The 17,414-nt window shown below is 68.1% G+C and carries 16 protein-coding genes; 9 read left to right on the forward strand and 7 right to left on the reverse strand.

Annotated features, from left to right (window positions below; translation table 11 throughout):
• Positions 1 to 141 precede the first annotated feature (141 nt).
• Complete coding sequence (locus OJA40_RS10755; protein WP_208427076.1) at positions 142 to 957, reverse strand: alpha/beta fold hydrolase; 816 nt, start codon at positions 955 to 957, stop codon at positions 142 to 144.
• A gap of 501 nt (positions 958 to 1,458) precedes the next feature.
• On the opposite strand from OJA40_RS10755, the gene OJA40_RS10760 reads away from it, so the two are divergent.
• The 3 genes from OJA40_RS10760 (at position 1,459) to udk (ending at position 3,397) form a co-directional block, all read left to right on the forward strand.
• Positions 1,459 to 1,764 carry a YtxH domain-containing protein gene (locus OJA40_RS10760; protein WP_263808957.1) on the forward strand — a complete coding sequence of 102 codons (306 nt, stop codon included), beginning with the start codon at positions 1,459 to 1,461 and terminating at the stop codon, positions 1,762 to 1,764.
• Positions 1,765 to 1,842: 78 nt separating this feature from the next.
• Positions 1,843 to 2,667 (forward strand): YaaA family protein, encoded by an 825-nt coding sequence (locus tag OJA40_RS10765; RefSeq protein WP_208427074.1) that lies wholly within the window; start codon positions 1,843 to 1,845, stop codon positions 2,665 to 2,667.
• 85 nt (positions 2,668 to 2,752) lie between these two features.
• Positions 2,753 to 3,397: a uridine kinase gene (udk, locus tag OJA40_RS10770; RefSeq protein WP_272506867.1), complete on the forward strand. Its 645-nt coding sequence runs from the start codon at positions 2,753 to 2,755 to the stop codon at positions 3,395 to 3,397.
• A 29-nt stretch (positions 3,398 to 3,426) separates the two neighbouring features.
• Here the strand turns inward: udk and OJA40_RS10775 are convergent, their stop codons facing one another.
• The 3 genes from OJA40_RS10775 to OJA40_RS10785 all read right to left on the reverse strand — a co-directional run bounded on the left by OJA40_RS10775 (position 3,427) and on the right by OJA40_RS10785 (position 5,922).
• Entirely contained in the window at positions 3,427 to 4,197 is a 771-nt protein-coding gene (locus tag OJA40_RS10775; RefSeq protein ID WP_208427072.1) for a type III pantothenate kinase, read from the reverse strand.
• A gap of 27 nt (positions 4,198 to 4,224) precedes the next feature.
• Entirely contained in the window at positions 4,225 to 5,022 is a 798-nt protein-coding gene (locus tag OJA40_RS10780; RefSeq protein WP_208427071.1) for a biotin--[acetyl-CoA-carboxylase] ligase, read from the reverse strand.
• A 63-nt stretch (positions 5,023 to 5,085) separates the two neighbouring features.
• Positions 5,086 to 5,922: a hypothetical protein gene (locus OJA40_RS10785; RefSeq protein ID WP_208427070.1), complete on the reverse strand. Its 837-nt coding sequence runs from the start codon at positions 5,920 to 5,922 to the stop codon at positions 5,086 to 5,088.
• Between the two features lie 139 nt (positions 5,923 to 6,061).
• Between OJA40_RS10785 and OJA40_RS10790 the strand changes: the two genes are divergently transcribed.
• The 5 genes from OJA40_RS10790 (at position 6,062) to OJA40_RS10810 (ending at position 10,471) form a co-directional block, all read left to right on the forward strand.
• A complete protein-coding gene (locus OJA40_RS10790) occupies positions 6,062 to 6,895 on the forward strand; it encodes an inositol monophosphatase family protein (protein ID WP_208427069.1) in 834 nt (277 codons plus the stop codon).
• Positions 6,896 to 6,951: 56 nt separating this feature from the next.
• On the forward strand, positions 6,952 to 7,791 hold the full coding sequence (locus OJA40_RS10795) for an enoyl-ACP reductase FabI (protein ID WP_208427068.1): 840 nt from the start codon (positions 6,952 to 6,954) through the stop codon (positions 7,789 to 7,791).
• Positions 7,792 to 7,976: 185 nt separating this feature from the next.
• Positions 7,977 to 8,711, forward strand: a complete 735-nt coding sequence (locus tag OJA40_RS10800) for an HAD family hydrolase (RefSeq protein ID WP_263810619.1) — start codon at positions 7,977 to 7,979, stop codon at positions 8,709 to 8,711.
• Positions 8,712 to 8,770: 59 nt separating this feature from the next.
• Positions 8,771 to 9,601, forward strand: a complete 831-nt coding sequence (locus OJA40_RS10805) for a L,D-transpeptidase family protein (protein WP_263810620.1) — start codon at positions 8,771 to 8,773, stop codon at positions 9,599 to 9,601.
• A 123-nt stretch (positions 9,602 to 9,724) separates the two neighbouring features.
• Positions 9,725 to 10,471 (forward strand): energy transducer TonB, encoded by a 747-nt coding sequence (locus OJA40_RS10810; protein ID WP_263808948.1) that lies wholly within the window; start codon positions 9,725 to 9,727, stop codon positions 10,469 to 10,471.
• Between the two features lie 159 nt (positions 10,472 to 10,630).
• Here the strand turns inward: OJA40_RS10810 and OJA40_RS10815 are convergent, their stop codons facing one another.
• Both OJA40_RS10815 and OJA40_RS10820 read right to left on the reverse strand, forming a co-directional pair.
• Positions 10,631 to 11,941 carry a NupC/NupG family nucleoside CNT transporter gene (locus tag OJA40_RS10815; RefSeq protein ID WP_208427505.1) on the reverse strand — a complete coding sequence of 437 codons (1,311 nt, stop codon included), beginning with the start codon at positions 11,939 to 11,941 and terminating at the stop codon, positions 10,631 to 10,633.
• 192 nt (positions 11,942 to 12,133) lie between these two features.
• Positions 12,134 to 14,194, reverse strand: a complete 2,061-nt coding sequence (locus OJA40_RS10820; RefSeq protein ID WP_208427504.1) for a M1 family metallopeptidase — start codon at positions 14,192 to 14,194, stop codon at positions 12,134 to 12,136.
• Between the two features lie 214 nt (positions 14,195 to 14,408).
• On the opposite strand from OJA40_RS10820, the gene OJA40_RS10825 reads away from it, so the two are divergent.
• On the forward strand, positions 14,409 to 16,769 hold the full coding sequence (locus OJA40_RS10825; protein ID WP_208427503.1) for an ATP-dependent helicase: 2,361 nt from the start codon (positions 14,409 to 14,411) through the stop codon (positions 16,767 to 16,769).
• 70 nt (positions 16,770 to 16,839) lie between these two features.
• Here OJA40_RS10825 and OJA40_RS10830 read toward each other — a convergent pair whose 3' ends face one another.
• A complete protein-coding gene (locus OJA40_RS10830; RefSeq protein ID WP_208426933.1) occupies positions 16,840 to 17,385 on the reverse strand; it encodes a YybH family protein in 546 nt (181 codons plus the stop codon).
• Between the last annotated feature and the right edge of the window lie 29 nt (positions 17,386 to 17,414).

The following is a 17,414-nucleotide window of genomic DNA, read 5'->3' on the forward strand; positions in this document are numbered from 1 at the left end:
ACCGACGCTGTGCCGTAGAAAACCTGCAATGTGTGTGCCAGGCAGGAATCGGTCGGCGCTTCTGCGGATGAGCGCCGTCTACAGGGGGGGCGGCGTGCGCTTCGCCACACAGCTGTCCGGCCGATTGGACAGCGCGGGCCCCTAGCGGCCAGACGGGGGCGTGAGGGGGGCCTCCTCGGCGAGCTCCTCCAGGAACTCGAGCGTCAGTGCGTTAAACGTATCCGGGTGTTCAATCATCGGGGCGTGCCCGCACTTGTCGATGAACTCGAGGCGGGCGTCCGGCATCCGATCCCGAAACTCCTCTCCCACCTCGGGCGGCGTGATGATGTCGTCGCGGCCCCACACCAGAAGCGACGGCATGTCAAGTTGCGAAAGCTGCTCCGTGACGGTCTCCTCGTCGGCCGAGCGGGCAATTTTGAGCAGCCGAAAGGCCCGCGGCCGATCGTTCACGATCTCGAGCATCTCGTCGACCAGCTCCTCGGTGGCGTGAGCCGGGTCGTAAAAGGTCATCTCGGTGCGGTCCCGGATGAACTCGCGGTCCTGGCGCCGAAAGAACGACGAGCCCATTGTGGTCTCGTAGATGCCGGAGGACCCGGAGAGCACCATGGCGTGGACCTTCTCCCCCTGGTTGAGGGCGTACAGGAGGGCGACGTGCCCCCCAAGGGAGTTGCCCACGAGGACGACGCGATCCAGGTCGAGCGTATCCACGAAGTCCCGGACGTGCGTCGTGAGGCGCGGCACCCCCGTTTCCGACAGCGGGAAGTCGTAGACCGGAAGGATGGGGGCGAGCACCCGGTAGCCGTTGTCCGAGAGGGCCTCCACGGTGTCGACCCAGTTGCTTAGGTCCCCCAGCATGCCATGCAGGAGGACGACCGGGGGAAGGGGGGAGTCGGTGGGGCCCTCCGCGTTGTAGCGGAAGGAGCCCGTTTCGTAGATGGGGAAAGGGGTTTCGTGCATACGTCGTAGGCTCGTCGTCAATGAGGGCGGGGCAGTTCGAGGCCGCGCCGAGCATCGCTCCCGGCGGAACGCCCGGAACGACCCTCAGGCCCCAACGAAGGGCGACGCGTACGACCTGCGGGGTACCGTCACAGAGACGGGCGGGGAGGCCCCGGCCCGGTCGGTGGGGAACAGCAAGATCGGCCGACGCGCGTAGGCAAAGGCCGTGTAGATTCCCAATTACGTGTTGCAAGAAACGCACGAGGTCGATAATATTCAAAGCCCCGAGCCCAAAAGGGTTCGTTTTTCGTCCTGTCCCCCGCCCGGGCACAACGAGGAACGCAACGAAGATTTGTGGAAGAGGCTCGTTCCGGCCGGGGGACGCGACCGCCGTGCACCCGCGCCGGGTCCCCTGGTGAGAGAAACTGGACCGTCGCTGTGCGGTAGAACACCATTCAGCTCCCCTACACGTTTTCTCGCCCAGCACGCCGATTGTTCATGAAGGAGACGTCACGGAAACGCATGACTCGAATTGGGGTGTGCAGTGCATTGGCGGGCGGGGCTGTCGGGTTTGCCCTGGGCATGCTGTTTGCCCCACAGCGGGGCCCCGACGCGCGCCGCCGCATCGCGTATCAGCTCGAACAACTGTCGGCCCAGACGGGGATGCTGTTCCGTCGGCTCCTTCAATCCGGGGGGGAGAGCGAAGGGCGCCGCAACAGCGCCGCCGTCGTCGAGGACGCAGAAACCCGAGCCGATCACATCCGCGACGACATTGACGCGTTGATGGAAGAGCTCCGCCAGGCGTCGCAGGCCGACGACGCAGACTGACTTCCGTCTCGTGCCGGGGCACCCTTCTCTTCGGCCCCGCTCTCCATTCTGTCGCCATCGATTGACCCACCCCCCTACATGCCAGACCTGACCGTCCTGCTCTCCCCCGCCGACCAGAAGCAGCCCGGCGGAAATCCGTTCGCCCCGGACATGTTTGACTACCGCACATCGGGGACGTTCAACTATTTCGACGACCTGAACCCCGACCGGCGCGAACTCATCGACACCCTGCAGGCGGTGGTCGACGAGGAAGGCGACGAGGCGCTCGGCGAGGTGTTTGGGGTGGAGGGCTACGAGCTGGAGGAGGCCATCCGCGTCAACGACGAAATCTACGATGCCCCGCTCATGTCGGCCCTCGACCGGTTCAGTCCGGGCGTGATGTACGCCGCCATGGACTTCGCAAACCTCCCCACGGGGGCGCAGCGTCGCCTCCTCGAAAACGGAGTGATCCTGTCGGGGCTGTTCGGGCTCCTGCGCCCCGACGACCTGATCCCGAACTACCAGCTCGGCATGGAGGCGTCCCTGCCGGACGTGGGGCCGGTGGCCGACTATTGGCGGCCCATCATCAGCCCCATGCTCAACGAAAGCCTCGAGGACCGGTGGGTGTGGGACCTGCTGCCTGAGGTGCACCGGAACGCCTGGACCGACGAGCACACGTACACGGCCCGCGTTGAGGTGCAGTTCGAGCGCGTCGAGGACGGGGAGCGCGTGCCCATCACCGGAGAAGACCTGGAGGTGCAGCGCGGCCAGTTCGTGAACTTCATCGTGCAGGAGACGGCCGAGGAGATGGAGGACCTTCGGGAGTGGTCGGAAGAGGAGTCCGACGAACTTACGTTCGACGAAGACGCCTCCACCTACGACGAGGACACGAAAACGTGGGAAATCATTATGGTACAAGACTAGCCCCAATTGCTCGGTGGGGCCGTCCCGGCCCCCGTCCTGACTCGCCTACTGCCTGCGCATGCCTGCCCCTCGCGTCCCGATGCCCATGACCCCCCCGGTCGTTATTGGCATTGCCGGTGGGTCCGGATCGGGCAAGACGACGGTCCTGAACCACATCCTCGAAGAGTTTGGGGCCGACCCGATTGCGATCCTCGACCACGACGCGTACTACCACGACCTCTCGCACCTTTCCCGAGAGAAGCGGGCGCAGTTTAATTTCGACCACCCCGATGCGCTGGAGACGTCGCTCATGCGCGAGCACCTCGACCGCCTCATTGAGGGGGAGGCGATTGAGAAACCGGTGTACGACTTCACCACGCACACGCGCCACGACGAGACCGAGACGGTCGAGCCCCGCCCGGTCATCATCATCGAGGGCATCCTCGTGCTGGCCGAGTCGGCCCTCGAGGAGCGGATGGACATCAAGATCTACGTCGACGCGGCCGACGACATTCGGCTCATGCGCCGCATCCGGCGGGACATGCAGGAGCGGGATCGGTCCATCGAGGGCATTCTGCGCCAGTATGAGCGAACCGTCCGCCCGATGCACCTCGAGTTCGTCGAGCCCTCGAAGCGGGAGGCCGACATCATTATTCCCCGGGGCGGGCACAACGAGGTGGCCATCCAGATGGTGATGTCGCGGATTCAGGAGCTGCTCCGCCTGGTGGAACAGGGAACGCTGCAGGCATAGCACCGGCACGCCGCCCCAGCGGGCGAGGGCTATGCGCGGTTTTCCTCCGCAAGCAGCCGCACGCCGCGCAGCACGAGGTGGGGCGCGTGCGTGGCCTCGATCGTAAGCCGGTCGGCGAGGAGGCCGCCCCAGCCGCCCGTGAGGACGAGCCGGGGCGCGTCGGGGAGCCGGTCGGCGAGGCGGGCGGCCATCCCCTGGACACTGTCGATCAGGCCCCACAAGATGCCGCTCTGTAGGGCCGTCTGCGTAGAGGGGCCGACCGGCGTCTCCGGAAGGTGCAGGGGAACGTCGGGCAACTGAGCCGTGCCGGCCCGAAGGGCGTTCCGCATGAGGGCGGCCCCCGGCCCGATCGCCCCGCCCCGGTAGGTGCCGTTCCGGTGCACCACCTCGTAGTTGACGGCCGTTCCGGCATCCACCACGATGACGCTCCGGGACGCGTCGCGCCCGTACTGGGTCCACCCGGCGGCCGCCGCGGCCAGCCGGTCGGTGCCCAGCGTATCGGGGGTGTCGTAGTCGAGCGTGAAGGGGAGGGTCATTTCGGGGGCAACGATCGTCAAAGGGGCGTCCACGACGCCCCGAAGCCCGCGGGCCACGGCGTCGGTGCGGGCGGGGACGACGGACACGAGCCCTGCGTGCTCGACCGTCGCGTCGGCGAGGGCCGAGGCGAGCTCCGTTCGCCAGTAGGCGGCGTCCGTCGCGTCGCCGTCCGGAGGATCGATGGAGAAGACGCGGACGAGGGCATCGCCCGAGAAAAGGCCCGCCTTCACGGCACTGTTTCCGACGTCGAGGGCGAGGAGCATGTTTGGAACGGAGGGAAAATGAAAGACTCAGCGCCGGGTCGTGACCTCGCCCGCGTGCACCGTTTTCTCCGTACCGTCCGCCGTGCGCAGCCGCAGGGCCCCGGTCGCCGTGATGCCCTGCACGGTGCCCGAGAGGGTCTCGTCGGTGCCGGGGAGGCGCAGGGACAGGGACGACCCAAGGGCGGCAAGGCGCTCCCGGAACGCGTCGCGGACCGCATCGGCCCCGTTGTGCTGTACGGCGTCGTACCGACGTTCGAGGGCCCGGAGCAGCCGGGCCAGGAGGGGAGGGCGCGGCACGGCACGGCCGCCGGCGAGGCGGAGCGACGTGGCCGTATCGGCGAGGGCGTCGGGAAAGTCGGTTTGGTTCACGTTGAGGCCGACCCCCAGCACGACCACGGCGTCGGTGTGGGGCGGGCCCAGAGACGACTCCAGCAGGATGCCACAGGCCTTTCGGCCCTCCAGTAGAACGTCGTTGGGCCACTTGAGGGCGGCCGAGTGGGGCGAGACGAAGTCCTCAATCGCCTCGGCCACGGCCACGCCCGCGGCCACGGTGAGAAGCCCAAACCGGTCCGGCGGCAGCGTGGGACGGAGCACCACGGAGAAGAGAAGATTGCGGCCCTTGTCGGCCGTCCAGTCGCGCCCGTGGCGCCCCCGCCCGGTGGTCTGGTATTCGGCAAGCACCGTGGCGCCCTCCGGCGCGCCCGCCGCGGCCCACTGCGCCGCCCGTTCGTTCGTCGAGCCGACCGTCTCGAATCCGCGCATCGACCGGCCGAAGCGGTCGGTGGAGAGCCGATCCCGCGTGTCCGCGGCGAGGGAAAGGGGCATGAGACGAAAGCGTCGGTGCGGGGCAATCGAGACGAGGCGTGAACACCGCCCTGCGGCCCGCTGCTAACGGGCGGCGTACCCGCGGTACGCCGACACCGTCCGGAACTGGCGCGGGGCGCGAAGGGGCACGTCCACGACGGCCCGGACGCGGGTCAGGTGGGGCACCCAGGCCGCGTCGGGGGCGCGGCGGAGGCGGAGCGTGATCTGGCTCCGTTCGCGGAACAGCAGAATCCGGCTGGCCCGGGTCGTGGTGAGGCCCACCAGTTCGTGCGACGCACGATCGACCGTGAGGCGGGCGTACCGGATGCTCCGGTCGGCGCCCCGTTCGCCCGAGCGCACTTTCGCCTCCACCACGTGGGTCGGCGTGCCGTCCAGAAGCGAGTCGCGCCGGAGGGCGTAGCGATAGGCCTCCTGCGTGCGGGGGGCGAGGTAGGCCGGCTGGTCGGCGAGGGCCTGCCCCGCCAGGTTGCCGGGACGGGCGCGGGGGGACTGCGAAGGGGTGAGGCGTGCCAAAACCCCACCGGCCTGGAAGCGGCCGGCCGAGTCGGCCCGCTGGATCGTTCCGGGGCCGGGGCCGGGCGGGTACCGGAGCGTGCGCGTCCGGTAGGCGGTGGTGGCCCCGGTCGTGTCCAGCTGCTCGGTCCGCACGGTCCGGGTGACGGCGTACGCGTCGAGACGGGCAAAGGCCGAGTCGAACGCCGTCCGGTTTAGTTGCGCAAGGACGGCGAGGGCCGAGTCCCGAGGCGTGTCTGTGGCCTCAATCGTGTCGAGGGCGCCGAACGCGGCGTACGTCCCGCCGTGCTCGGGGGGGGACGTACAGCCCAAGCCCCCGAGCGCCAGGAGCCACCCGCCCACAATGATATGTAAAAAACGGGCGCGTTTGGAGGGGGCGGGCTGCATCACTCATCGTCGGTTTATATGTTGGGACGCATTCCGGTACCGCTAGCCTAGAACCGGACAAAAGTTTCGGCCCGCGCAATGGGCTTCGTAAAGTCTTCGGGGCGCTCGGCCCCCGGCGCCCGCAATCAACCGTGCACAGATGGACCCCCCTACGCACGACTCGCCGTACGACCTGCTCCTCGACACGGCCGTGCAGGCGGCCCGCCGGGCCGCCGCCGTCATTCAGGAGCAGGCCGGCAGGCCCGGCGGCGTGCGCGACAAAAGCCGCAACGACTTCGTGACCGATGCCGACGAGCGGGCCCAGGCGGTCATCGTCGAGTCTCTCCGGGAGACCTTTCCCCGAGACGCCATCCTCGCCGAGGAAGGGGCGGCGGGCGACGGGGAGGCGCCGGTCGTGTCGGGGCGGCGCTGGATCGTGGACCCGATCGACGGCACGACAAACTTCATGCATCAGGTGCCGCCCTACGCCGTCAGCATCGCGCTGCAGGAGGAGGACGAGATTGTGGTCGGCGTGGTGCTCGACGTGCCGCGCGACGAACTCTTTACGGCGGTGGCGGGGCACGGGCTTCAGGTGAACGGGGAGGAAGAAGAGGTGAGCGCGACGGACGCGTTTGGGGAGGCGTTCCTGGCGACGGGGTTTCCCTACCGCCGGTTCGAGCACACGGACCGGTACCTGGACGTGCTGGCCGACATCCTCCGCGACGCTCAAGGGGTGCGCCGGCACGGATCCGCAGCGGTTGACCTGGCCTGGACGGCCTGCGGCCGGTTCGATGGCTTCTTTGAGACCGGGCTCAACCCCTGGGACATCGCGGCGGGCGCCCTGCTCGTGCGTGAGGGCGGCGGACGGGTCACAAACTATCACGACGACGCCGGGCTCACGCCCGTATTCGACCAACAGATGTGCGCCACCAACGGGCCGGTGCACGCCGCCCTCCTGGGCCACCTGGCCCCGATGGACGACGTGCGACTGTAGCCGGCCGCGCGGGGCCTCTCCTTGCTCATTTTCTTCCAACTACGACTTCGACTGTCATGGACGGTTACGACCTGCTCGACGGAAAGACGGGCGTCATCTTTGGGGCCCTCAATGAGGACAGCATCGCCTGGTCGGTTGCCCAGGCCTGTCACCGCGAGGGGGCGGACTTTGTCCTCTCCAACGCCCCGGTGGCTCGCCGCCTCGGCTCCCTCGACGCGCTGGCGGAGGAGACGGACAGCCCCATCATCTGGGCCGACGCCACCGACGACGAGGAGCTCGCCGCGCTCTTCGAAGAGGTGAAGGACGAGTACGGCTCGATCGACTTCATCGTCCACTCCATCGGGATGGGCGTCAACGTGCGCAAGGACGTGCCCTACGAGGACCTCAACTACAACTGGTACGAGCAGACGCTCGACGTGTCCGCCGTGAGCCTGCACCGCATCGTGAACCACGCCCTCGACACCGAGGCGATCGACGACGGCGGGTCGATCCTGGCGATGAGCTACATCGGCGCCGAGCGCATCTTCTCGAAGTACTCGGAGATGGGCGACGCCAAGGCGCTGCTGGAAAGCATCGTGCGCTCCTTCGGCTACCGGCTGGGCGAGCGCGACATCCGCATCAACGCCATCTCCCAGAGCCCGACGAAGACGACCGCCGGCTCCGGGATCGACGGCTTCGACGCGATGTACGAGTTTGCCGAGCGCGTCGCCCCCCTCGGCAACGCCGACGCCGACAGCTGCGCCGATTACGCCGTGACGCTCCTCAGCGACCTCACGCGCATGGTGACCATGCAGACGCTCTACCACGACGGCGGCTTCTCCACCATGGGCATCTCCGACGAGATCGTGGAGGCGATGAAGGAGTCGTTTGCTGGGGACGAGGAGGACGCGTCGTAAAGCGGGGAGCCGACCGGGTACGCCCTGCTTTTTCGTAAAGTGCGCGCTGAGTGATGCGTGAATCGTGAGCCCCACAAGACGATTTGCTTCACGCCTCACGTCTTCATGCACCACGCTTGCTCGTCCATGATTGGGGACACCGGTTGCCCCGGTGCCTTCCGTTCTTGCTCGAACGATTTTCTGCCGTGACCAAGTTGTTCATTGCCGATATTGACGGGTGCCTGGCGTCGCCCTACGAGGCGTACGACCTGGCGGGGCTCGACACGCTCCGTCGGCTCCCACACGAGGCGGACCCGGCCCCGGCCCTCACCCTCTGTTCGGGCCGCTCCTACCCGTACGTGGAGGCCATGACGCAGGCGCTCGCCCTCACCACGCCGGTGCTGTTCGAGGCCGGCGGGGGGCAGTTCGACCCGGTGGTGGCCCAAACCGCCTGGAGCCCGCACCTGACCGACGAGGTGGAGGCCAAGCTGCGCGTCGTGGAAGAGTGGTTCGTGACGGAGTGCGTGCCGGGCACCCAGATCTCGATCGACCACGCCAAGCGCACGCAGACCGGGGTCGTCTCGCCGAAGGCGGACGAAATTCGGGCCCTGCAGCCCCGGGCCGAGCAGTTCGTGGCCGAGGAGACCCCCGGCCTCCACGTCTTTGCGACCGACATTTCGGTGGACGTCGTGCCGCCCGGCATCACGAAGCGGGACGGGGTCGAGTGGCTGGCCGACCGCCTCGGGCTGGCGCTCGACGAGACGGCGTACATCGGCGACGCCGAGACCGACCTGGAGGCCCTCGACGCCGTCGGAACGTCGTTCGCCCCGGCCAACGCCGACGCGACGGTGCGGGCCCAGGTGGACCATGTGACGGAGGGAACGGTTCTTGACGGCGTCTTGGAGGCCTTCCGATATTGTCGGGCCCGGAACGACTCCTAATTCGAGCCCCTACGCACCGCTCCGAGCGTCCGCGTCTCACCCTCGTCAGCCGACGTGTCATGCGCACGATAGGATGGTTGCTTCTTCTCCTTGGGGGACTGGCGGGCGGCCTGTCGTCGGCCGCCGGCCAGCCGAGCGCCCCGCCCGATACCACCCAAAGGGACGCCGTGGCGCCATCGCCGGCCCCCGCTTCGGGCGACCTCGCAGGGCAGGGCGGCGCCCTGGAAGCGACGCCGCTGTTTTACGTGGCCGAAGAAGCGGCGACCCTGCACAACCGCTCCGGCCTGAACGCTCCGGTGACCCGGTTGGCGATGCGCACGCCCGTCCGGCGCCTGTCGTGCGATGGAGACTGGTGCCGGGTGCGGACCGACGGGGGCACGACCGGGTACGTCGCCGCCGGCGCCCTGTCCAACGTGTGGATCCGCGTCTCGAAGCGGAAGCGGCGCGTCTACGTGTACCGCGGGGCGGCGCTCGCCCACGCCTTCGAGGCGGACATGGCCTACAACGCCTTCGCCGACAAGAAGCGAAACGGCGGCACAACCCGCCCCGACCACTGGCGCACGCCCGAGGGGACGTTCTACGTGGTCCACAAGAACCCGCAGAGCGAGTTCTACAAGGCGCTCGTGCTCAACTACCCGAAGGTGGAGGACGCACGCCGGGGGGTGAACGCGGGGCTCATCTCCCGCGCCCAGTACGAGGCCATCCGGCAGGCCCAGCAGGAACACCGGATGCCGCCCATGGGCACGGACCTGGGCGGGTGGATTGAGATTCACGGCGACGGCACGGGGGACGCGACCGCCTGGACGCAGGGCTGCGTGGCCATTCGCAACGGAGCCATGGACGTGATCTGGGAGCAGGTGCGCGTCGGGACGCCGGTGCTCATCGAATAACCGGACCCGGCCGACCCCGCCCCGACCCCGCCCCGAGCCGGCCCCACGCCGGGAACGCCTCCGGACCGGGCTCCTAACATCGTAGCACAATTTCACCCATCTCACTGATTACAGGATTGTATCATGTTTTCGACCCGCAACATCGCCACAGCGCTCGTCGGCGTTCTCTTCTTCGTTGTCGTCGGGTGCGGCGGCGGCAACAGCCCCACGGCGCCGCCGGACGGCTGGCAGACGTCGGACATGCACTGGTGGGCGGAGGGGGTAGACACCTCGGCGGTGTTCATCACGCTCGACAGCCTCTCCAGCATGGGCGTTGAGAACGCAGAGGTGCAGCTGTCGGCGAGTGGCGACGTCAATCAGGAGCAGTTCCAGGCGGCGATCAAGCGCAGCCTCCTGCCGCTCTACCGCAACAATCCGATGGTCGTCGACTCGCTCTTTGAGGAGTACGCCGCCCCGCAACTGGAGGAGGTGGACCTGGGCGGGAACGTTCTGCAGAGCAACGGGGAGCTGCAGTCGGACCTGTTGAACAAGAACCAGAAGGTGGCCTACGAAGCGATCACCGAGTACTTCCGCGAGCCCCAGCGCGATCAGTCGCCCGACAACATCACGTGGCCCGACAGCCTGCGGTCGGAGGAGTACTCCGGCGTCGTGCAGCTGCAGGTACACCTTGACGTGGAGGGCGAGGGGGAGAACGCGACCTCTCGGGCCGACGCCGTGGAGGTGCTCTCGGGGCCGCACCCGACGCTGAATCGCATTGCCCTGAAGGCCGCGACCCAGGCCACGTGGAAGCCCGCCTACGTTCTGGAAGACGGCAGCTGGACCCCAACTGAGAGCTGGGTCCAGTTCAACATTCCGTTCCAGATGCGGTAGGGCCGCCTTCCAGGCCGCAGCCGGTCCGTCCGGGCCGGCCCGCCCCGCGCCCCCTGCACTCGGCCCCTCGGCCCCCCGGCGGAGGGGCCGAGCGTATGTGGGGCCGAGCGTATGTGGAGGCGATCGGCGCGGAGAAAGCCCCCGTCCGCTGGGTCACGGCTAGGCCACGAGGACGCCGGCGACCGTGGCGGTGAGCCACGAGGCGAGCGCGCCCCCGAGCACGGCCCGCAGGCCGAGCGCCGCGATCTCGCTCTTGCGCGACGGCGCGATGCCCCCGAGGCCCCCAATCTGGATCGCGATGGACGAGAAGTTGGCGAACCCACACAGGGCGTACGTGCCGATAATCGTGGACCGCTCGCTGAGGGCCCCCTGGAGGTCGCGCAGCGAGGCGTAGGCCACGAACTCGTTCACGGCCACCTTCTCCCCGAGCAGCGTGCCGAACTGCAGGATGTCGGCCGCCCCCACGCCCATCGCCCACGCCAGCGGGGCGAAGAGGAACCCGAACACCGCCTCCAGCGAGAGCGCGTCGAAGCGGCCGCCGGACGCCTGCGCCACGAGCTCGTTCACGTTGTAGAGCTCAACGCCGTACACCACCGGCGCGCCCACCCACTCGAACCCGGCGTTGATGGTGCCGATGAGGGCCAGAAAGGCGAGCAGCATGGCGCCCACGTTGAGGGCCAGGCGCAGGCCGTCGGAGGCCCCGTTGGCGGCGGCCTCGATGACGTTGTCGGCCTCCTCCGTGTCCTGGATTTCGGCCCCGCCCTGGGTCGCGGGGGTCTCGGTCTCCGGCACCAGAATCTTCGCCATCACGATTGCCGCGGGCGCGCTCATCACCGACGCCGACAGGAGGTGCTTCGCGAACAGCTGCCGCGACTCGGGCGAGCCCCCGCCCAGAAACCCGATGTAGGCGGCCAGCACCCCGCCCGCGATGGTCGCCATCCCGCCCGTCATGAGCGTCATGATCTCGCTGCGCGTCATGTCCTCCACGTAGGGCTTCACGGCCAGGGGCGCCTCCGTCTGCCCGATGAACACGTTCGCCGCGGCGGCCAGCGATTCGGCCCCGGAGATGCGCAGGGTCTTCTGCATGACCCATCCCATGCCGTTCACGAGCGGCTGCACGATGCGCAGGTGATAGAGCACCCCCATCAGCGAGGCAAAAAAGATGATCGTCGGCAGCACCTGAAAGGCAAAGTTGTTGCCCTCGTCCGGGTTGCCCAGGTCGCCGAAGATGAACTCCGACCCCTCGTACGTAAACGACAGCAGCGTGTCGAAGAAGGTCGCGAGGGTGTCGAACAGCATCTCCCCCGGGCCGGTCTTCAGCACGAGGACCGCGAAAACGAGCTGCAGCCCGATCCCCGCGCCCACGAGCCGCCAGTTGATGGCCTTGCGGTTGGTGGAGAACAGCACGGCGATGCCGACGAAGACGACAAGGCCGATGAGGCCGCGAAGCAGGGCGACGGGAAACGACATGAAGGCGCGTGTGGATGTAAGACGAGGGGAGTACGGCGGAGCCCTCCCTCCGAGCCGAGCGTAAGATAACCACCATGGACGCGAACACAAGTCGCCCCGGCCCGAGCGTTCGTCGCCCCCGCAACACAACAGGGGCCCCGGCGGACGGCCGAGTGCCCCTGTGGATGCTTCCCGGAATGGAGTGTCGTTCCTCTAGCGACCCGAGTCCGAAGCGGACTCCGTCTCCGTAGACGACCCCGTAGACGACCCCGTGGACGACCCCGTAGACGACGATTCCGTGGCGTCCGACGGCGTCCAAATGTTGTTGCCCCGGTTCATGTCCGGCAGGATCTGGTTCGGGTCGAGGGCGATGCGCTGCAGAGGCCCGTCCGTCACGCGCAGGGTGTTGGTGTCCCGCGTGTAGAAGGCCGCGGCGGGGATGCGGCGCTGCTCCGTAGAACCGTCCGCGTAGGTGAGCTGCACCGTTACCGGCAGCATCAGCTGCTCATTCTGCGAGACCGTCACCATCGTCGTGTCGCCGCGGGCCACCGAGTCGACGGCCTGGTCCAGCGCGTCGGTCTCGTAGAACCAGCTCCGCCAGAACCAGTCCAGGTCCTCGCCGCTCACGTCCTCCATGGTGCGGAAAAAGTCGGCGGGCTTCGGGTGCTTGTAGGCCCAGCGGTCGAAGTATGCCTTGAAGGCGGAGTCGAAGCGCTCGGGCCCCAGCACGTGTTCGCGCAGCACCATCAGGCCGTAGCCCGGCTTCAGGTAGGCAAGAAACCCGAGGGCGTCGTCGCGCACGCGGTCGGCGTACGTCATGATCGGCTGGTCCCCGAAGGGGGAGCCCATCTGCTTCGTCACGTATTTCGAGAGGCCGCCCATTACCTTCGCCGGCGGCACCCGGCCCTGGCCGTAGAAGTCGAGCGCCGAGTACTGGTTCAGGAAGGTGTTGAGGCCCTCGTCCATCCAGGCCCAGCGGCGCTCGTCGGACCCGACGACCATCGGAAACCAGGTGTGCCCGAACTCGTGGTCGGTGACCTGAAAGAGGGAGCGCCCGCGCGAGTTGACGTCGCAGAACACGATCTGCGGGTACTCCATGCCCTGCACCCGCCCGGCCACGTTGATCGCGTTGGGGTAGGGGTAGGGCGCCACGAAGTCGGAGTAAAACTCGACGGAGTGCTGGGTGTACGCGGTCGACCGCTCCCAGCCGGGGTTCTGGTCGGTGCCGAGTCCCTCCTTCGGGTAGAGCGACTGGGCAAGCACCGTGCGGTCCCCGGCGTCGGCCCGGGCCGCGTCCCAGATGAAGGCGCTGGAGGCCGCCCACGCAAAGTCGCGCACCCGGTCGGCCTCGTACCGCCAGGTCAGGCGGCCCGTCCCGTCGGGCCGGGTGGACGGGGCGCCCACCTCCGTGCTGTCGATAATCATGACCGGCTCGCGGCTCTGGCGCGCCTCGGCCAGCCGCTCGCGCTGCGTCTCCGTGAGCACGTCGTCGGGGTTCTGAAGGCGCCCGGTGCCGCCCACGATCATGTTGCGCGGCACGGTGATGTTGACGTTGAAGGTGCCGTACTCCAGGTAGTACTCGCCCTGGCCCAGGTAGGGGAGCGGGTTCCAGCCGTGGACGTCGTCGTAGACGTACATCCGCGGGTACCACTGGGCGAACTGGTAGACGGTGCCGGCCTCCATTGCCATCCAGCCGTGGCGGTCGGCGCCGTCCGCCGGGAGCGTGTACGCGAAGTCGAACGAGAGCTGAAGGCTGTCGCCGGACGCGAGCGGCTCATCGAGCGACACGCGCATCCGGGTGCCGTCGACGAGCGTGTCCGGCGTCGTGGTCTCGCCCCCGCGCCGGAGCTGGAGGTTCGAAAGGTCGTACCCGGCCTCCTCGAAGAAGCCCCCGAAACGGGCGTCGGCGGGCACGGCGGCGTTGCCGCGGCTGCCCGTCTTGAAGTAGTTCTGCTCCAGCTGCACCCAGAGCCGCTCCAGGGCCTCCGGGGCGTTGTTGGTGTAGGTGATGGTCTCGGTGCCGGTGACGCGCTTGCGCGCCGTGTCGAGCGCCACGTCGATCTGGTAGTCGGCCTCGTTTTGCCAGTAGGCGCGGCCGGGGCTGCCGTCGGCGTCGCGGTAGCGGTTCGGGTCGGGAAAGTCGACCGGCTCGAACGCCTCGAGGTTGTGCTCGGGCACCTGGTCGGGGGACTGCTGGGCGAAGGCCCCGCCCCAGAGCATGGGGACGAGCGCCGCGACCAGGACGCAGGGAAGCAGGCGAGGACGGAGACGCATGGCGGGAGGGAGGGGGATTGATGAGAAAAAGCGCCAACACCCTGTAACGTAATCCTTCTGTGGGCGAATTAGAAGGACGAAAACGTTAAAGCATGGTTAGGGCCGGCCCGGCGCCCGGCCCGGCGCCCTGGGCCCGGCGCCCGAACGCCACCGTGCCCCGGGCGTACAGACGCATGTCGATAGGCCTGCCTTACACTGATTCCTGCCCCGCCGCATGCGCCGCATTCCGATCCGCCGTTCCACGACCCACACCCAGGTTGACCCCGACCCCGAGGCCGAGCAGCGCATCCTCGACGGGCTCAACGACAAGCAGCGCGAGGCCGTGACGACCACCGAGGGGCCGGTCATGATCATCGCCGGGCCCGGCTCCGGCAAGACGCGCGCCCTCACGCACCGCATCGCCTACCTGCTGGCCGCGGGCCAGGCCCAGCCGCGCGACATCCTGGCCCTCACCTTTACCAACAAGGCGGCCAACGAGATGCAGGAGCGGGTGGAGGCCCTCGTGGGCGACGACGCCCGGGGGATGTGGGTGGGCACCTTCCACTCCTCCTTCGCCCGCCTGCTGCGGATGGAAGGGGACAAGATCGGCTACTCGGAAGACTTCTCCATCTACGACACCACCGACTCGAAGCGCCTCATCCGACAGCAGATGAAGGGGCGCAGCCTCGACACCGACGTGGTGAAGCCGCGGTCGGTGCAGCGCATGATCTCCAGCGCCAAGAACGAAATGATCGACCCGCAGGAGTACGCGGACCTGGCGCGCGGGGACCAGCAGGAGATCGTCGCGGAGGTCTACCCCGCCTACGAGCGGGCCCTCCAGCAGGCCAACGCGCTCGACTTCGACGACCTGCTGCTGAAGCCGATCGAGCTGTTCGAGCAGCACGAGGACGTGCTCGAAAAGTACCAGCGGCGCTGGCAGTACGTCCACATCGACGAGTACCAGGACACGAACCAGGCGCAGTACGTCCTCGCCCGCACCCTGTCCGGCCGCCACAAAAACCTCTGCGTGGTGGGCGACGACGCGCAGAGCATCTACGCCTTCCGCGGGGCCGACATCACCAACATCCTCAACTTCGACAACGACTACCCGGACGCCACCACGATCCGGCTGGAGCGCAACTACCGCTCCACCGAGAACATCATCCGCCTGGCCGACTCGATCATCGAGGAGAACGACGACCAGATCGAGAAGAGCCTCTGGACGGACAACGCGGAGGGGGAGTACGTGGCGCTCATGGAGGCGCTCAGCGAGAAGGACGAGGCGCAAAAGATCGAGCGCCGCGTCCGCGACCTGCACCTGCGCGACGGGATGGAGTACGGCGACTTTGCGGTCCTCTACCGCACCAACGCCCAGAGCCGGGCCATCGAGGAGGCGCTGCGCAAGGAGAACGTGCCGTACCGCGTGATCGGGGGCACCTCCTTCTACGAGCGGAAGGAGATCAAGGACGTGCTGGCGTACCTGAAGCTGCTGGTGAACCCGAACGACACGGCCAGCCTGCAGCGCGTCATCAACTACCCCACGCGCGGCATCGGCGACAAGACGCAGAAGCGCCTCCAGCGCTACGCCCAGCAGCAGGGCCTCTCGCTCTGGCAGGCCGTGGAGCGGGTGGAGGAGATCGAGACGCTGGGCACGCGCGCCGAGCGGGCCGTCGGCAAATTTCGACGCCTCATCGCGCGCTGCGCCTCGAAGGCGGGCACCGGCAGCGTGCCGGCCGACGAGCTGGCGCGCGACCTGATTCAGGACGCCGGCCTGCTCAGCGAGCTGCGCAAGGAGCACACCCGCGAAAACCTGCAGCGCTGGGAGAACGTGCAGGAGCTGATCAGCGCGCTGGCCGAATACGTCGAGTCCACCGAGGACGCCACGATCAGCACGTTCCTGCAGGAGGTGGCCCTCATGACCGGCCAGGACGAGGCGGAGGGGGGCGGCGACAAGGTGACGCTCATGACGCTCCACGCCGCGAAGGGGACCGAATTTCCGGTCGTGTTCGTGGCGGGCCTGGAGGAGGGCCTCTTTCCGCTGGAAAAGGCGACCCAGGAGAAGGCGGAGCTGGAGGAGGAGCGGCGCCTCTTCTACGTCGGCGTCACGCGGGCGGAGGAGCGCCTCTACCTCAGCTGGGCGCGCAGCCGCTACCGCTACGGCGAACAGACCTCCAACACGCGCAGCCGCTTCCTGGAGGAGGTCGACTCCGACGTGGTGCGCACCGAGGCGGGCGGCGAGTTGGAGCAGCAGACCGATCGCTTCTCGGCGGGCGACGGCTCGTCGCAGGACTACGACGAGATGGACCCGCACTACTACCGGCAGGACCTGAGCGGCGACGGCGGGACGACCTCCTCGTCGGACGGCCTCCGGCGCATCGAGTCGACCGACGGGGGCGGCGGGCGGCGCGTGGTCTACGACGAGGGGCACGGCGAGATCGTGCCGGGCGCCCGGGTGGAGCACCAGAAGTTTGGGCGGGGCAAGGTGCAGTCCCTGGAGGGGGAGGGCGACAAGGCCACCGCGGTCGTCTTCTTCGGGTCGGACGTGGGCAACAAGAAGCTGAAGCTGAAGTACGCGAATCTTCGGGTTGTGGGGTAAGGGGGAAGAGGGAAGAGGGAAGGGGGGCGTTGGGGGCACTGGAGAGTGGGAGAGAGGGAGAGTGAGGGTGTCAGTTTAGATCGGGGAGGTCGTCCGATCGATAGCTGACGGAGTGCATCTGTCCCTGGTCGTCGATGACGTTGGTCTCCGCGCCCGGGGCTACGTCGGTATTTTGGGCGGCGACGCAGCGCCAGTCGTCGTCCGTGCGGCGCACCACGAAGGTAAAGATGGTGCGGCGGGGCCGGGGATCGTCCACCTCGGCCACGGCGGTTTGGCCCTCCAGCTTTATCTTGGCGTGCACGACCGCCACGGCTGGAGTAGTGTCCGCGCCGCCCGCGAGCCACCGGACGCGCCGCTCTACGAGCGCGATCGTCGACTGGTCGAAGATGGTGCGGAGGCCGTAGTCGTGGGCCTGGCGGATGGCCTCGCGGTCGTGCCACCAGAGCCCGGTCACGTTCACGAACTCGGCGTCCTCCGCAAACAGCTCCGCCAGCCGGTCCGCGTCGCGCCGGTTCCAGGCCTCGACCCAGATCTCGGCGATGCGCTTGGGGTGGTCGAACGGGGGATAAGGATTTTCGGACGGGAGAGATGGATGCCGCACCTGTATGTGGTTCATCGTGGGACGTACGTCGTTTCCCTGACGTG

Origin of the sequence: Salinibacter pepae (assembly GCF_947077775.1) — a bacterium.
GTDB lineage: Bacteria > Bacteroidota > Rhodothermia > Rhodothermales > Salinibacteraceae > Salinibacter > Salinibacter pepae.

Bases quoted from the DNA above. Each gene is read 5' to 3' on its own strand.
- OJA40_RS10755 (WP_208427076.1), bottom strand. From the start codon at position 957: ATGCACGAAACCCCTTTCCCCATCTACGAAACGGGCTCCTTCCGCTAC.
- OJA40_RS10760 (WP_263808957.1), top strand. From the start codon at position 1,459: ATGACTCGAATTGGGGTGTGCAGTGCATTGGCGGGCGGGGCTGTCGGG.
- OJA40_RS10765 (WP_208427074.1), top strand. From the start codon at position 1,843: ATGCCAGACCTGACCGTCCTGCTCTCCCCCGCCGACCAGAAGCAGCCC.
- udk (WP_272506867.1), top strand. From the start codon at position 2,753: ATGACCCCCCCGGTCGTTATTGGCATTGCCGGTGGGTCCGGATCGGGC.
- OJA40_RS10775 (WP_208427072.1), bottom strand. From the start codon at position 4,197: ATGCTCCTCGCCCTCGACGTCGGAAACAGTGCCGTGAAGGCGGGCCTT.
- OJA40_RS10780 (WP_208427071.1), bottom strand. From the start codon at position 5,022: ATGCCCCTTTCCCTCGCCGCGGACACGCGGGATCGGCTCTCCACCGAC.
- OJA40_RS10785 (WP_208427070.1), bottom strand. From the start codon at position 5,922: ATGCAGCCCGCCCCCTCCAAACGCGCCCGTTTTTTACATATCATTGTG.
- OJA40_RS10790 (WP_208427069.1), top strand. From the start codon at position 6,062: ATGGACCCCCCTACGCACGACTCGCCGTACGACCTGCTCCTCGACACG.
- OJA40_RS10795 (WP_208427068.1), top strand. From the start codon at position 6,952: ATGGACGGTTACGACCTGCTCGACGGAAAGACGGGCGTCATCTTTGGG.
- OJA40_RS10805 (WP_263810620.1), top strand. From the start codon at position 8,771: ATGCGCACGATAGGATGGTTGCTTCTTCTCCTTGGGGGACTGGCGGGC.
- OJA40_RS10810 (WP_263808948.1), top strand. From the start codon at position 9,725: ATGTTTTCGACCCGCAACATCGCCACAGCGCTCGTCGGCGTTCTCTTC.
- OJA40_RS10815 (WP_208427505.1), bottom strand. From the start codon at position 11,941: ATGTCGTTTCCCGTCGCCCTGCTTCGCGGCCTCATCGGCCTTGTCGTC.
- OJA40_RS10820 (WP_208427504.1), bottom strand. From the start codon at position 14,194: ATGCGTCTCCGTCCTCGCCTGCTTCCCTGCGTCCTGGTCGCGGCGCTC.
- OJA40_RS10825 (WP_208427503.1), top strand. From the start codon at position 14,409: ATGCGCCGCATTCCGATCCGCCGTTCCACGACCCACACCCAGGTTGAC.
- OJA40_RS10830 (WP_208426933.1), bottom strand. From the start codon at position 17,385: ATGAACCACATACAGGTGCGGCATCCATCTCTCCCGTCCGAAAATCCT.